This is a genomic window from Collinsella aerofaciens (assembly GCF_028209625.1).
GTDB classification, from domain to species: domain Bacteria; phylum Actinomycetota; class Coriobacteriia; order Coriobacteriales; family Coriobacteriaceae; genus Collinsella; species Collinsella aerofaciens_AM.
Genome location: NZ_JAQLDU010000004.1, coordinates 1 through 14,529, shown reverse-complemented (window position 1 = coordinate 14,529; position 14,529 = coordinate 1). Strand labels below are relative to the sequence as shown.

Annotated in this window: 12 protein-coding genes; 6 read left to right on the top strand and 6 right to left on the bottom strand. The window is 61.0% G+C overall.

All coding sequences use genetic code 11. The annotated features are described in order from the left end of the window. Positions 1-62: 62 nt before the first annotated feature. From PMW70_RS02790 to PMW70_RS02775, 4 genes are all read left to right on the top strand, one after another. Positions 63-2,039 carry a U32 family peptidase gene (locus tag PMW70_RS02790; RefSeq protein WP_158558585.1) on the top strand — a complete coding sequence of 659 codons (1,977 nt, stop codon included), beginning with the start codon at positions 63-65 and terminating at the stop codon, positions 2,037-2,039. A gap of 97 nt (positions 2,040-2,136) precedes the next feature. Continuing rightward, a complete protein-coding gene (tyrS, locus tag PMW70_RS02785; protein WP_271743825.1) occupies positions 2,137-3,348 on the top strand; it encodes a tyrosine--tRNA ligase in 1,212 nt (403 codons plus the stop codon). Positions 3,349-3,570: 222 nt separating this feature from the next. Next, positions 3,571-5,391 (top strand): adenine deaminase, encoded by a 1,821-nt coding sequence (locus tag PMW70_RS02780; RefSeq protein WP_271743824.1) that lies wholly within the window; start codon positions 3,571-3,573, stop codon positions 5,389-5,391. A gap of 206 nt (positions 5,392-5,597) precedes the next feature. Further along, a complete protein-coding gene (locus tag PMW70_RS02775) occupies positions 5,598-6,392 on the top strand; it encodes a Cof-type HAD-IIB family hydrolase (protein ID WP_271743823.1) in 795 nt (264 codons plus the stop codon). Positions 6,393-6,511: 119 nt separating this feature from the next. Here the strand turns inward: PMW70_RS02775 and PMW70_RS02770 are convergent, their stop codons facing one another. The 6 genes from PMW70_RS02770 to PMW70_RS02745 all read right to left on the bottom strand — a co-directional run bounded on the left by PMW70_RS02770 (position 6,512) and on the right by PMW70_RS02745 (position 11,120). Further along, positions 6,512-7,354, bottom strand: a complete 843-nt coding sequence (locus PMW70_RS02770; RefSeq protein ID WP_271743822.1) for a Cof-type HAD-IIB family hydrolase — start codon at positions 7,352-7,354, stop codon at positions 6,512-6,514. Between the two features lie 85 nt (positions 7,355-7,439). Further along, positions 7,440-8,858 (bottom strand): citrate synthase, encoded by a 1,419-nt coding sequence (locus tag PMW70_RS02765; RefSeq protein ID WP_271743821.1) that lies wholly within the window; start codon positions 8,856-8,858, stop codon positions 7,440-7,442. A gap of 78 nt (positions 8,859-8,936) precedes the next feature. Then, complete coding sequence (locus tag PMW70_RS02760; protein WP_006235289.1) at positions 8,937-9,224, bottom strand: ACT domain-containing protein; 288 nt, start codon at positions 9,222-9,224, stop codon at positions 8,937-8,939. 396 nt (positions 9,225-9,620) lie between these two features. Next, on the bottom strand, positions 9,621-10,328 hold the full coding sequence (locus tag PMW70_RS02755; protein ID WP_271743877.1) for a site-specific integrase: 708 nt from the start codon (positions 10,326-10,328) through the stop codon (positions 9,621-9,623). Positions 10,329-10,346: 18 nt separating this feature from the next. Continuing rightward, the gene (locus tag PMW70_RS02750) at positions 10,347-10,598 is read right to left on the bottom strand and encodes a helix-turn-helix domain-containing protein (protein ID WP_006235292.1); all 252 of its coding nucleotides are present in this window, start codon (positions 10,596-10,598) and stop codon (positions 10,347-10,349) included. Between the two features lie 9 nt (positions 10,599-10,607). Next, positions 10,608-11,120, bottom strand: coding sequence for a DUF2975 domain-containing protein (locus PMW70_RS02745; protein WP_006235293.1), 513 nt, complete (start codon positions 11,118-11,120; stop codon positions 10,608-10,610). A 135-nt stretch (positions 11,121-11,255) separates the two neighbouring features. Between PMW70_RS02745 and PMW70_RS02740 the strand changes: the two genes are divergently transcribed. Continuing rightward, the gene (locus PMW70_RS02740; protein WP_271743820.1) at positions 11,256-13,478 is read left to right on the top strand and encodes a hypothetical protein; all 2,223 of its coding nucleotides are present in this window, start codon (positions 11,256-11,258) and stop codon (positions 13,476-13,478) included. Positions 13,479-13,483: 5 nt separating this feature from the next. Further along, positions 13,484-14,224 carry an ABC transporter ATP-binding protein gene (locus PMW70_RS02735; protein WP_271743819.1) on the top strand — a complete coding sequence of 247 codons (741 nt, stop codon included), beginning with the start codon at positions 13,484-13,486 and terminating at the stop codon, positions 14,222-14,224. Positions 14,225-14,529 lie beyond the last annotated feature (305 nt).

The following is a 14,529-nucleotide window of genomic DNA, read 5'->3' as shown; positions in this document are numbered from 1 at the left end:
TCGTGTATGCTGGAAGACGGCATTTTTCAGAGTGAATGCATACCTTGGTAAGGAGTTTGTCGATGGCGATTCGGACGATGGGGCCGAGCGGACAATACGAGACTGGATTGGATGCTGCCGGTGCGGCGCTGCCCGAGCTGCTGGCGCCGGCGGGCGGGCTCGACCAGATGCTTGCGGCCATCGCCGCGGGCGCCGATGCCATCTATGCGGGGTTGGGCGGCTTTAACGCCCGTGTGAGCGCCCATGGCTTTACGGATAACGAGTTTGCGCGCGGCTGCGCCGTGGCGCATGCCCATGGCGTGCGTGTGTACGTAACGCTCAACGTGTTCGTGTTTGACGATGAGTTGTCCGACGCGGTGGCGTTGGGAGCTCATGCACTGGAGCTGGGCGCCGATGCTCTGATTGTCGCCGATGCCGGGTTGGCCTGCGCGCTGCGCGCGGCGATTCCCGGGGTCGAGATTCACCTGTCCACGCAGGCGGGCGCTCATAGCGAGGGTGCCGTGCGGCTTGCCGCCGATGAGCTGGGGGTCGAGCGCGTGACGACGGCACGCGAGCTGACGGTCGACGAGATTGCGGCGCTATGTGCCACGGGCGTGCCCATCGAGGTATTCTGCCACGGTGCGATTTGCATCGGCTATTCGGGGGCGTGCGAGTTCTCGGCCCTGCGGCGTGGACGATCGGCGATGCGCGGCGACTGCACGCAGCCGTGCCGTCTGGCGTACGACCTAGTGGACGAGGCGGGGCAGAGCGTTGTCGCCGTTGAGGGAGACCGCCTGCTTTGTCCGCGTGACTATCTGGGTATCGCGCACCTGCCCGAGCTTGTTGCCGCCGGCGTGGCATCGCTCAAGATCGAGGGGCGCATGAAGAATCCCGATTACGTATTCAACGTGGTGAGGGTGTGGCGTCGGGCACTCGATATGCTGTGCGACGGCGCGTGGGACTCCGGTGCCGTGGAAGAGCTTGAACGCGAGCTGGGAAGGTCGTTTAACCGTGGGTTTACCGATGCTTACCTGCGGGGTCGTTCGGGTGCCGAGCTCATGAGCTTTGAGCGCGCGATCAACCAGGGCGTGCGCGTGGGCCACTTGGTGGCGGTGGGTCACGAAGAGGTGACGGTTGAGCTTGATGCCGCCGTGGCGGCGGGCGATACGCTCGAAATCCGATTTTACCCGGGTGCCGACGCGCGTCCCGATGTGCCCAAGCGCTGGCCACAGGTGCCTTGCCCCGTGGATGCCGCTGCGGGGGAGCGCATCGTCGTGCATTGCAAACGTAAGGTGGACGCGGGCTGCGAGGTCTATCTGATTCGCAGCGCCGGCGTGTTGGATCAGACGGCGGCGGTGTTGGAGCGCATGCGGGCCGAGGCGGATGCGATTGCGCCCGTTGCGCGTGCCGTTGAGGTGCTGCCCTTTGAGGGCGCTGCGGTGGATGGCGGTGCGTCGACGGAGTTGGTGGGGTCGGCGGGGCCGGCAAAGCGCGAGGATTTTGCTCGTATGGTCTTTGCCTGGGAGCTGATGGATGTGGGTCCGCGCGATGAGCGAGATCTGTCCGATACAACGGTGGTGCTCGACGAAGTGTGCCGCGCGGGCGACGCCGAGCGGACTCGGGCGCTTATGCAGCGTGCCGGGCGCGTCGTCTGCCGCAATCTGGGACAAGTGGCGATGGCCCGCGAGCTGGGCACAACGTTTGACGTGGCGGCGCCGGTGTTCTGTGCCAATCGGGCCACGCTTACCTGGCTGCGCGGACTCGGTGCGGGGCGGGTGTGCTTGTCGGCCGAGTTGCTCGGCAATGATGCGGAGCGTGTTGCCGAACTTGCCGCTTGCCCCGGTGTCTTGGGGCCTGTCGATGCCGACCGTCCCGAGCTCATGGTGTGCGAGCACTGCTTGCTGACTGCCGAGGGCGCCTGCGCCACGGATGCAACGGGGCAGGTCCGTTGCCGTGACTGCTCGCGCCGTCAGCAGGCGCGCTTTTTGGTCGAACGTGACGGCACGCGTTTGCCGGTCGTTATCGACGCGTGCGGCAGGACGAGGATTTTCCTGTCGTAGGTGCCGCGTCGCGCTTTTTTGGTTATTATTAGTGGGTTTATGAACTTCCAGCACCGCCGTATCCGGTGAGGGTGCTATAGCAAAAGGAGGATACCCAATGCTGTCTGTTGACGAGCAAATGCGTATCATCACCTCGGGTGCAGCGCGGATCGTCCCCGAGGCCGACCTTCGCAAGAAGCTTGAGAAGGGCGAGCCCCTCAACATCAAGCTCGGCGTCGATCCCACCAGCCCCGACCTGCACCTGGGCCATGCCGTGCCCCTGCGCAAGATGCGTCAGTTCCAGGACCTGGGCCACAACGTCACCCTTATCATCGGCAACGGCACTGCGCTGATCGGCGACCCCTCGGGCAAGAACTCCACCCGCCCGCAGCTTTCGCAGGAGCAGATCGAGGCCAACGCCGAGACCTACGTGAGCCAGGCCATGAAGATCCTGGACCCCGAGAAGACCACCATCGTGCACAACGGCGACTGGATCCTTTCGATGGACCTGGCCGGCCTGCTGCAGGTGTGCTCCAAGTTCACCGTCGCCCGCATCCTCGAGCGCGACGACTTTACCAAGCGCTACCAGTCCCAGACGCCGATTGCCCTGCACGAGTTCCTGTACCCTGTGATGCAGGCCTTCGACTCCGTGCAGATCAAGGCCGACGTCGAGATGGGCGGCACCGACCAGCTCTTTAACCTGCTCGCCGGCCGCGAGCTCATGGAGAAGATGGGCATGGAACCGCAGATCGCGCTCACCATGCCGCTGCTCGAGGGCACCGACGGCGTCCGTAAGATGTCCAAGTCCTACGGTAACTACATCGGCCTGACCGATGCTCCCAAGGATATGTTCGGCAAGACCATGTCCATCCCCGACGAGATGATTGGCAAGTACTATCGTCTGGCCAGTTCGCTCACCCCGGCCGAGGTCGACAAGATCGATGCCGCCCTGGCCGATGGCTCCGCCGACCCCTACGAGCTCAAGCGCGCTCTAGGCCGCGACCTGTGCGACACCTACCACGGTGCTGGCGCCGGCGACGAGGCTCAGGCCGAGTTCGACCGTGTGTTCAAGGAGGGCCAGCTTGCCGACTTCCCCGAGAAGCACGTTGAGCTGACCGTCAACGACGAGGGCCAGATTTACCTCGCTGGCCTGCTCAAGGACCTGGGCCTTTCGGCCAGCGCCGGTCAGGCCCGCCGCGACATCGACGGCGGCGGCGTCAAGATCAACGGCAAGGCTGTGGCTCCCAAGAGCTACAACATCGATCCGAGCGCCCTCAAGCTGGGCGACACCCTCTCCGTGGGCAAGCGCAAGGGCTTTAAGTTGGTCTAACGAGCGAGTTGACCTCACAAGTGCAATAAGGCCGCAGCCGGGAATCCCGACTGCGGCCTTTTTGGTTGCGACGATCCCTTGGGGACGGAGGGATCATTTGGCGGTGCCGTTAAGCGGAAGGGGTGTTAGCGGGACTTTCTTTTTGGCATACAATGGCTATTGGCTTGCTGCGGTGAAGGTCTGTCCGCTCCGCAGCTTTTTTCTACGGTTAAAGGAGTATGTATGTCCGTTGAGGTCATGAGGTCTGTGATCGATGCTGCCGAGGGGCGCGTGCCCGTCGACACGCTGTTTACCAATGCGCAGATCGTCGACGTGTATGGCCAGCGTGTGGCGCCCGGTAGCGTTGCCGTCAAGGACGGTGTGATCGTCGGCGTGCTCTACGATGGTCGCGACGATGCTGCTGGCACCTACGAGGCAACTGAGGTCATCGACTGCCAGGGTCGCTATCTCGCTCCCGGTTTTATTGACGGGCATTTGCATATCGAGTCCTCGAACATCCGTCCCGCCGAGTATGCTCGCATGGCCGCGACGCGCGGTACTACCACCGCCATTGCCGACAGCCACGAGATTGCCAATGTTGCCGGTCTCGACGGCTTGCGCTTTATGATCGAGGACGGCCGCCGCGCACCCATCTCCATCAAGTACATGATGCCTTCGTGCGTGCCCGCGCTGCCCGACGAGCAGGCCGGTGCCGTTATTTCGGCTGCCGATATGCAGGCGTTTTTTGCCGAGCATCCGGGCGATGTCTTTGGCCTGGGCGAAATGATGAACCTTCCGGGCGTTTTTATGGCCGATCCCGAGACCTGTGCTCGCATCGATGCCGCTAACCAGACGCCGTCCAAGCAAGTCGACGGTCATGCGCCGCTCGTTGCCGGCAAGGACCTCAATGCCTATGCCGCGGCGGGTATTATCGCCGACCACGAGTCGACGATTCCCGAGGAGGCGCTCGATAAACTGTCCCGCGGCATGTATGTGATGCTGCGCGAAGGTACGTGTAGCCACGACTTGGCCAACCTGTCGCCGATGCTGCTAGAGAATCCCGCGCGCGCCCGCCGCTGCTGCTTCGCGACCGACGACCGCGCCCCTTCCGATGCGCTTGCGACCGGCATGATCGACAATGCCTGCCGCGCGGCTATCGAGGCCGGCATCGACCCCGTGGTCGCTATCTCTATGGCGTCCCTCTCCACGGCCGAGGCGTTTGGCCTGGACCACGGTTGCCGCGACCCACACGAGCTGCGTGGTGCGATTGCCCCGGGCAAGCGTGCCGACCTGCTGGTGCTCAATGACCTGACGTTTGCCACGGCTCCGCATCGCGTGTATGCCGCCGGCGCGCTCGTGGCACAGGACGGCACTTTTGTGGGCGAGATTGCACCCGAGATGGCCGAGGTCGCGGCCCTTGCCGATGAGCTACGCGCCTCCGTTAAGCTGCCGAAGCTTTCGCTCGACGTATTCGACTATGCCTTTAAGCCGGGCGAGGCCGTGATTGATGTGGTGCCGGGTAAGGCCATCACGGGTATGGCTCGCCCCGAGAGTGCCGAGGGCTTGCGCCGCATTATGCTGATCGAGCGCCACGGCCGCGGCGTGTCGCTGCAAGCTGAGGGTGCCGACGGCGATGGTCCTGCGGGTCTGGGTCTTGTCGGCAAGCACATCGGTCGCGGCTGGGTGCGCGGCTTTACCATCACGGGCGGTGCCATCGCCTCGACGATCGGCCACGATTCGCACAACGTGTGCGTGGTGGGCGATAACGCTGCCGATATGATGGCGGCTGTTGAAGCCGTGGGGCAGGGCGGTCACGTGCTGGTGCGCGATGGTGAGGTCGTAGCGCGCATTCCGCTGGCGCTCGGTGGCCTGATGAGCGAGGGCACGGCCGAGGACGTGGCGGCGCAGCACGACGACTTTATGGTCAAGGCGCGCGCCATGGGTATTGAGCCACCGCTCGATCCCATCATGGGCATCATCTTCCTGCCCCTGCCGGTGATCCCGACGCTCCGCATCCGTCCCGAGGGCATGTTCGACGTCACCACCTTCACCTACGCCGACTAGTCATCGGGGACGTTCTTAAACGACTAGTCGTCGGGGACACTCTTTGGCGTGCCGCCTGACGCCGCGACCGTGGGACCTCTGGCACGTGTGAGCTATTTGCTAGGTCCATGTAACGTTTATGACCGCGGAGTCTTATTTGAGCTCCCTTTGGGTACGTTGGAATCGGATACACGTTCGATTCCAACAACCCCGAAGGGAGCTTTTCTATGTTTAAACTGATTGCATCCGATATGGACGGCACACTGCTTGACGAAAATGGCCAGGTGCCGCCTGAGACCTATGAACTGATCCTGGCGCTACGCGAGCATGGCGTGCATTTTGCCGCATCGTCAGGCCGCCGCTACGATCGACTGTGCGAGTTCTTTGCGCCCGTTCGTGACAAGATGGACTTTGTCGCAGCTAACGGTGCCCAGGTCTACGCCGACGGCAAGATGGTAGACCGCGAGGTATATTCGCACCTGGCGATTCGAAAGCTCGCCCAGGCCGTCGGGACGTTTCCCAATTTGCATCTTGCGCTCTTTGACCGAACCAAATCCTTCTTGCTCGATGATGAGTGCAAGTTCGTACGCGAGGTCGATAAGGACCTTCCCAATGCCGAGCGCATTTGGGAGCTGCCCGATCCCAGCGTAAATATCATCAAGGCGAGTATCTTTTGCGATGACTGTGCCGTTATGGACAGTGCCTACGTACTGCAGCGTGAGCTCGGCCAGCTCTTTACCTTTGCGCCTTCTGGAAACGCATGGATCGATGCCATGCAGCCCGGTGTGTCGAAGGCCTCGGGCATCGCACAGCTTGCGGAGCATTACGGCATTGGGCGCGACGAGGTCATGGCGTTTGGCGACTCGATGAACGATTACGAGATTATTCGCTTTGTCGGTACGGGCTGTGCTATGGAAAACGCGCGCCCCGCGCTCAAAGCGGTTGCCGATCGCGTCGTAGGCTGCAACCGCGACCACGCCGTCCAGCAGGAGCTCCGTCGCGTGCTGGAGAGTCTCGCCTAATCCGGCAGATGGGGACATTCCTTTTCTGCCGGCAGTGGGGGACAGTCCTTGCAGCTTTTTCGCGAAGACTGTCCCCAACGACTAGTCATTTAAGAACGTCCCCAATGACTGGCCGATGACTAGGCGAGGGCGGCTATGATGGTGTGGGCGACGCCGTCGTGGTCGTTGTCGTATTCGGTGATGGCGTCGGCGGCCTCGCGATCCTCGGGCTCGGCGTTGATCATGGCCATGCCGTGACCCGCCGCCTGCAGCATGGGGATGTCGTTGATGTTGTCGCCGAACGCCCAGGCGTCGGCGAGGGGCTCGCCCAGGTGCTCGCATAGCCACGTGAGGGCCGTCCCCTTGGTAGCGCCCTCGCCCATGACCTCGATATTCATGGCGTACGAACGCGTGACCTCAATGCCTTCGAGCGTGTCGAGCTCCGCCGCGATGGCGTCGCGATCGGCCGGGTCGTGCCAGTACATGGCGATGCGTTCGAGCACCTCGACTTCGTCGATTTTGCTGTCGATATCCATGTCGATCGGCGTTCGCGTGCGCTTGAGCGAAGCCGCGATGTGAGGATCGCCGCCACAGAATTCGTCCAGGCGCGTGTAGAGCGGGCGGGGGAGGAAGCACTGCCCGTCCGCGAAGATATCGAAGGTCACATCGTGGCCGGCGGCAATGCTATGGACGCGGTGGGCGATGGCGCGGTCGAGCGGTCGGCTCAAAATGCGCGTAGCACGTGAGACATCGGTAGGCGTACCGTCGTCGAGCTGCCAGACGCTGGCACCGTTGGCGCAGACTGCGTAGTGTACGGCGGGGTGGGCGAGGATGGGCTCAAAGACGCCCGACAGCGGGCGCCCCGTGCAGGGCACAAACTCAATACCGCGGCGCGCGAGCTCGTCGAGCATCGCCCAGGTGGCGTCGCTCATCTGCTTATCGCTCGTCAGCAGCGTTCCATCCATGTCGGAAAACACAATCATTCGATGCAGCCCTTTCTACTGGCAAAAAGCGTGGCCGAGGGCGGTGATGCCCTGGCCACGCTCGGGTTCTATAACGGTCCGCGTCCTAGCGGTCGGCGAGCGGCTTGTACTTCAGCGGCTCGATAACCGGGCGATACGCGGGACGGATGATGCGGTGCGCGCAGAAGAGCTCTTCCATGCGGTGCGCCGACCAGCCGGCCATGCGGGCAACGGCGAATAGCGGCGTAAAGAGCGTCTCGGGCACGCCGAGCATCTTGTAGATAAAGCCCGTGTACAGGTCGATGTTGGCGCAGATGGGCTTGGTCATGCCGTGATCGCGCATCACCTGCGGCGCCAGGCGCTCGATGCGCTCGATGAGCGCGAACTCATCGCCCAGGTCCTTCTTGGCGGCAAGCGTGCGCGCGTAACGGCGGCACACCTCGGCACGCGGGTCGCTCAGCGTGTAGACGGCGTGGCCCATACCGTAGATGAGACCCGTTCCGTCGAAGGCCTGCTTGTCGAGGATCTTGCCCAGGTAGGCTGCGACCTCGTCCTCGTCCTCCCAATTGGAGACATGCGCGCGGATGTCCTCGTGCATGGACACGACCTTGGCGTTGGCACCGCCGTGGCGCGGGCCCTTGAGCGAGCCGATAGCCGCGGCGTAGGCGGAATACGGGTCGGTGGCCGAGGAGGACAGCACGCGGCAGGCAAACGTGGAGTTGTTGCCGCCGCCGTGCTCGGCATGCAGCATGAGCATCACGTCGAGCAGCATGGCTTCGTCGCGGGTGAATGCCATGCCGCCGCGCAGCACCTGCAGGATGGTCTCGGCGGTGGAGAGGCCGGGTGTGGGATGCGGTACATGGACCTCGGAGCCGCGGCGCTTGGCGACCGAGGCCATATGCGCGAAGGCGGCGATGCGGGGGAGACGGGCGAGCATGGAGATGGCGACGTCGATTTCGTGCTCGGGCGTAATGGCGTCGGGCTCGGCGTCGAAGGCGTAGAGCAGCAGCACGGCGCGCTGAAGCACATTCATGATGCTCGACGACACCGTGGTCATGGGGAACTCTTTGACGTACTCGTCGCTCAGGTGCCTAAAAGCGCCCAGACGTCCGCAAAAACCGTCGAGTTCCTCTTTATTGGGCAGCGAGCCCGTGATGAGCAGGTAGGCGACCTCTTCGTAGCCATAGCGATTCTCGGCCTGCGCGTTGTTGACCAGGTCCTCGATGTTGTAGCCGCGCAGCGTGAGCTTGCCCTGGCCGGGCACGACCTTGCCGTCGACCTTGTTGTAGCCGTGCACGTCCGAGATGCGGGTAAGACCCGCGACCACACCCGAGCCGTCGGCATTGCGCAGGCCGCGCTTGACGTTATGCTCGACGAACAGACCCTCGTCGTACGGATCAGTCGGCAGGCCGTAGTAGAGGTTTTCGCTTTCGGGCGAAATCTGGCGGCTCGCCTCATAATCCAAGACCAGGCGGCTCAGATGGTCATCGAAGCGGTAGTAGATTTTCTTGGCGTCGTAAGCCATGCGCGCTCCTCTCGGGGTCGTGTGGGGGCGGCGTGCTTGGGTGCAGATGCGCCAGCCTGTTCCCGCACGACCTGTTCGCTACAGGCGGTACATAAAGTTAAAGACGTCCTCGCGCTGGATGGACACATTGACGCCCGAAAGCTCGCCGGCCTCGGCCAGGGCCTTCTGCAGCTCGGCAAAGTCGAGCTTGGACTCAGCGGTGTCGGCCAGCATGGTCATGGTGAAGATGTCCTCGATAATGGACTGCGTAATGTCGCGGATGTCGACATTGGCCTCGCCCAGGACACGGGTGACGCCGGCGACGATGCCGGGGCGGTTCTTGCCAAGGACGGTGATGACGATGCGGGAGGACGAGATCTCGGCCATGGGAAACCCTTTCGCGTGGTTGCGGCGCGCGCGGGGCGCTCCGCTACGGTACAGTGTTCATCATTGTACCTGTCTGGCGCAAAAAAGGCGCGCTCGCTGCGGCGTTACATGCCTGCAACATGAGCGTAAGGGGGAAGGCCGTACGGGGAAGAGCCGTCTGGCGCGTGTCCGGCTCGTGTTGGGTTGATTTCCGATCTCAGCCGAACACATTGAGCGGACAGGCCGTTCCCGCAGTCAGCCGAACGCCTCCGACGGCTGATTCCGAACTGGAAGCGGAGGGCATCCCCGCCCTTCGGTAGGGGATACCGCTCCGCGGCGCATGCCGCGGGCGGCGCCCCTATCGGACCACCGTGACCTCAGTTGGGATGGGCCCAGCACTGCCGCGTACTCGGTGAGCTAGAGCCAACTGTTCGTCTTCACGTCGCGTATGGCGATATTTCGGTCGTCCGGCTCGGTGATGCCGTAGCCGAACGCCTGGAGCGTCTCGATGGACTCCTGGATCCTCTGTTGGAACATGGGACCCGGATCGACCCTCGGCCCGAGGTGCCCGCGCCAAAGGCACGGCGTGGCACGCAGCATGTTATGGATTTTGGAGATGGGCTCGATGTCGGCGTAGACGTTGAGCGTCGCCATGGCGTCCTTGTGGCCGAGGATCGATTGGAGCGCCTTGATATCGCCGCCTTGGCGGATCCACTGCGTTGCGAACGTGTGGCGAAGGCCGTGGAACGTGATCAGCTCGTCGTTGGTGCCCATGAGGCCGTTGGTCTCCGAGAACGTCTTGAACGCCCTGCGGATATAGCTTGTCGTCGCGAAGGTCGCGCCCGGCTCCGACAGGATGTAGCAGCCCCCGATCTCGACCGCCCCGGTAAGGCCGCGCAAGCGCAGCTTTCCGCAGTCGATCTCGTGGGTCTCCTTCAGGAAGGGGAGTAGGCCGACCGGGTCGATGGGGATACCCCTGGCGTCATAGGTCTTGGTGTCCTTGATGAACGAACCCATTCCCTTCGCGTACGCCACCGAGTGTCTGATCGAGATCAGGCCCGTCTCGAAATCCACATCGCACCACCGAAGGCCGCAGACCTCGCCGATTCGCATCCCCGTGTGCAGGGCGAGTACGACCGCCCTCTAATCCTCGGCGGACCAATCGAGTCCGAACTCCTTTCGGGCATCCTCTTCGCTCATGACTTCGAGAAGGTCTCCGGGTTGGCAACGAAGGGCGAGGCATAGCTGCTCGAGTGTGTTGAAGCGAATGCCGCGAATATGCCCTTTTTTAATACGGGACAGGTTCACGGGCGTGGTTCCAATCCTTTCGGCAAGTTCGTTCGAGGAAATCTTTCGCTCGGCCATGATCTTGTCGAGGCGAACAATTACGGGCATGGCGTTTCCTTACGCAATCTCGTCGGAGTCGAGGTACAGCTCTCGGGCGTACAAGAAGAGCTGGGAAAGCATGAACAGGACGATGCCGAGAACCAGAGAGGTCCAATCGAATGATGAAGCGATCTCTTGGGCGCCGACGGCCCCCTCGCCGCCAAACATCGAAACGGAGGTTTTGAGTGAGCCGGCGTAGAGGCTGGTGGCAGCTTGAACAACGAAGAGAATGCCGAGCACCTTCAAGCATGTCGCAGACCCTTTCTTGAAGGGGTCTCCGCTCTTGATCGTCCACACGAGAACGGCGCTGAGGATGGTCGTAGCGATACCGATGACGGCAGGGACCAATGTCGAGATCGCAAGGGCTGGATACGCGGGGGAGTCTGCAATTACAGGGTTGTCGAGCACTTCGATTGCTGGCTTTAAGGAGAACGCCACTTGTGCGATGGCGGTGGCGCAAAGGGTCGCAGAGGCTATCGCACATGCGATGCGGAAGGAATGAAGCCGGGGAGTGCGATTGTCGGAACTCATAATAACCTCCGAAGAATTTAAAAAACTCAGGTTACTTTTTAACAGTTTATGTTAAATTGACTTTGCCGGCAAGTAATAAGGGCCGAGCATTTTGTTCGGCCCCTCTGTTCCGACTGGATGAGGTTAAGGTTGGCGATGAATATGCTCAAAATCTCGAAGGCGATCTTTAGGTCGCTTCTCTCCTCCAGGTCGCTCTGTGTTGTCGTTGTTGCGTTGATGGTTCTTTGTGCTCTGCCCGTCTTCAGGAGCGCGGCTGGCATCGACGGACGGGTCGAATACCTCGAGTCGGGAATAACCCGTGTTGAGCAGGAATTGTCAGCATCCTATGCGGATGCGCTTGTGAATGCGGGGGAGGACGGTGTCTATACCTCTTCATCAAGCATGCCCGCGCTTCTGTACCCTCTTGCCGCGGGACGTCTTATCTTGGCACCGCTCTCTCCCCTACTTCCGTTTCTGCAGATATCGGATGGAGAGTACACCTATTATGACGGATCGAAGGAGTACTTGCTATGGGTCGCAACGGCCGTTGCCGTCTCGTTCCTTGCCGCACGTCTTAACAAACGTGAAAAGCTCATCATCCAGGCACCGATGGGCGAGCTGGGTAGACTTGTTGCATCGAGCGTATGGGCGAGTGTTTTTGCAATGCTTGCCGTCCTCGCCATCAATCTTCCAGGGATAATCGCCGCGCTTGTGAAGAATGGCCCGGGCTCGCCGTTCTATCCGATAGGCTACATTCAATATGCGACTCCGGTTATCAAACCGGCTTGGCTGGTGTTCGTGCAGACGGCCATCTTGCAATTCTTGGTGGCAGCGTTCATCTCGCTTGTCGTTCACCTTGCCGTGAAGATTGCCAATAACCCTACGCTTGGAATCGTGTTCGTATGTGCCCTGATGGGGGTGACGATGGTTCCCGGGTATTACGGAAGATCCATCGCTTTACGTGAGTTCGCCCTGTTGAATCCCCTTACGTATGCGAACACTGAGTTGACCGTCGGCGCCTATAGCCCGTACCCGACAACGCAGATAGTGAATCTGCCTGGACTTTGCTTCGAGCGTGGCGCGATTGCCCTCGTATGCGCAATCGGGATCGAGGTGCTGGCAATTAGCCTGCTTTGCGTTGCTGGAAAGAGCGGCTGCGCGTGCCCGATATCCCCGATTTGTCTTGAGAGAGGTTCCTTCACTGCATCGAGAACGGCAACTCGTTCGAGCGCTTGTGCCTCCGCCGTTGCATACGTAAGAACGATGGGGAAACTGCTCCTGCGTTCTCCTACCCTCGCCGTATGCGCGATTGCAATGTCGACGACGATGCTGGCCCCGGCTCTGGTCGAGATGTTTCCTGACGCTGATAACGTTTCCGCTGTTCGGTATAGGGATGGGGAGCTCCGTTCAATAGATCGGTATCTAGAGCAGAACGCTGCGAATATGGACGTCGAGGGCAAAGCGGCCCTGGAAGACATGCGGGATGCTCTTTCGGGTTTCGTGTACGCGCCTATGCCTGCGGAGGGGTTTCGAAGCCTTGCGACGTACGAGCGCGCTCGAGGTGAGCTGGGCGCGGCAGATGCGACTCTCCTGCAATCGATCGGAATCGAGCCGGAGACTCCTTCTCGTGCGGAGGCGCGCGCCCTTCTGCTTGAGTCGATCGCGAGCTTGCCGGACCCCAAGGTTTACGAGTTAAGTACGAAGATGCCCCCATTAATCCTCCTTTCGTATCTCCAGGCAGCGCTTCCCTCCTTATTTTTGCTGTTGCCCGTGGTTGTCACATCGCTCGCGTGCACCCACCTGCAGTGTCGTTCCCTTCTGGTTCTCCAGATCCCCGCAACAGCGCATGTGCGTTTTCTGACGGCTGTTGCGCTGGCTCTCCTGCTTGGCTTGGTGCTGCTTTTGGTGTCGATGGTTCCCGCTGTCGTTGTGTCCGTGATTAAGAACGGTGCGGGTGGATCGGAGTATCCCGTCGCTCTCATTCGGGCGGGAGCTTCGACAACGTCCATGGTGGGGGAGGCAGTGTTGTGCAGTATTCCGTTGCTGGTCATGGCATACGGCGTGATTTCCGTCGTCGCTGCGTTGACAGCAGCGATTAGCCGCAACCCCGTTGTCACCGGAATGGTTTGCGCGGTTCTCTTGGTGTTGGGTTCGTTGAGCGCTCATGTTGAAAGCGTGGGCATGGGCGTCGCGCTGCTGGCTCCATTCGCCTCGTTTGATCCCGCTTCCCAGGTGGGGACGATTGGGTTCCTTGGGCGAGGGACGAACGCGATGCCTTTTGGAGAGGTCGTCGGCGCATCGGGCGCTCTGCTGGTGGTCTTGGGCGCCGTATCTCCGTTGATGGTGCGCCTGAGTGTTCCAAAGATCGAAAGGGGATGATCTCGATGATTGACCTTCAAACGCTGACGATCTCTTATGGAAAGAAGGTGCTCGTAGATTCGGTGAACGCTGAGTTTGCCCCGGGTACGGTCTACGGTCTCGTCGCTCCGAACGGGCATGGAAAGACGACGTTGCTGCGTGCGATGGCAGGTTTGCCGGGTCCTCGCGTGGACGGGAGCATCGTTCTGGATGAGGTGCAGGGTACGGGTGCGAGAGAGGTCCGTTCTATGATCTTCTATGCACCTGGTGAGGGGACGCTGCTGTATCCCGGATTGCGTGCGGAAGATCACCTCAAGATGGTTTGCGATATGTGGCCGCATGCTCGCGATATCGAAGAGATAGTGGAACAAACGCAGATAGGCGAGTTCGCGAAGATGAGGATCCGCACTCTGAGCCAGGGCATGAAGCAGCAGCTTACCCTGGCGATTGCGTATGCGACGGGCGCGCGGTACCTTCTATTAGATGAGCCCATGAACGCGCTCGACCCCAGCAGGGTGGACTTGCATTCCGAGATTCTCAGGAAGCTGGCCGATTCTGGTACGTGCATCATCATGTCATCCCACATCTTGGATTCGGTCGATAGGCTGTGCGATGAGATTCTGTTTTTGAAGGATGGGAGGCTCATTAGAAGCATTCCGCAAGATGATGCTGCGCCGAAGTCTACTGGATCCCATTTCGCAAAGCCTGCCGGACGCGCCGAGGGTGCGCTAAGCACGTATCGGCGACTCTACGAAAAGGGCGGGTAGAAATGCAAGTTAAAAATCTATGTGGCCAATGTGATACCGTTGAACCCGCATATCGATACCGCTCAGCCATTCGCCTCGCCCCCGTCGCACGTATCTTCATCCGGTCTGTTACTTTTAATCTAACAATTCTTTGAGGAACGTAGGTGCTTCCAAATGTACTGTCGACTTCTTCTCAAACTAATCCTAAGAGACAAGGCCGTATGGATTTGTACGCTCGTTCTCGCTGCAGCCTTTTCCGTCCCCATTGCGTTCAATTCACCCATCTACGGGCCCTTCTTTATGAAACAGGGCATGCAGAGCTTTGT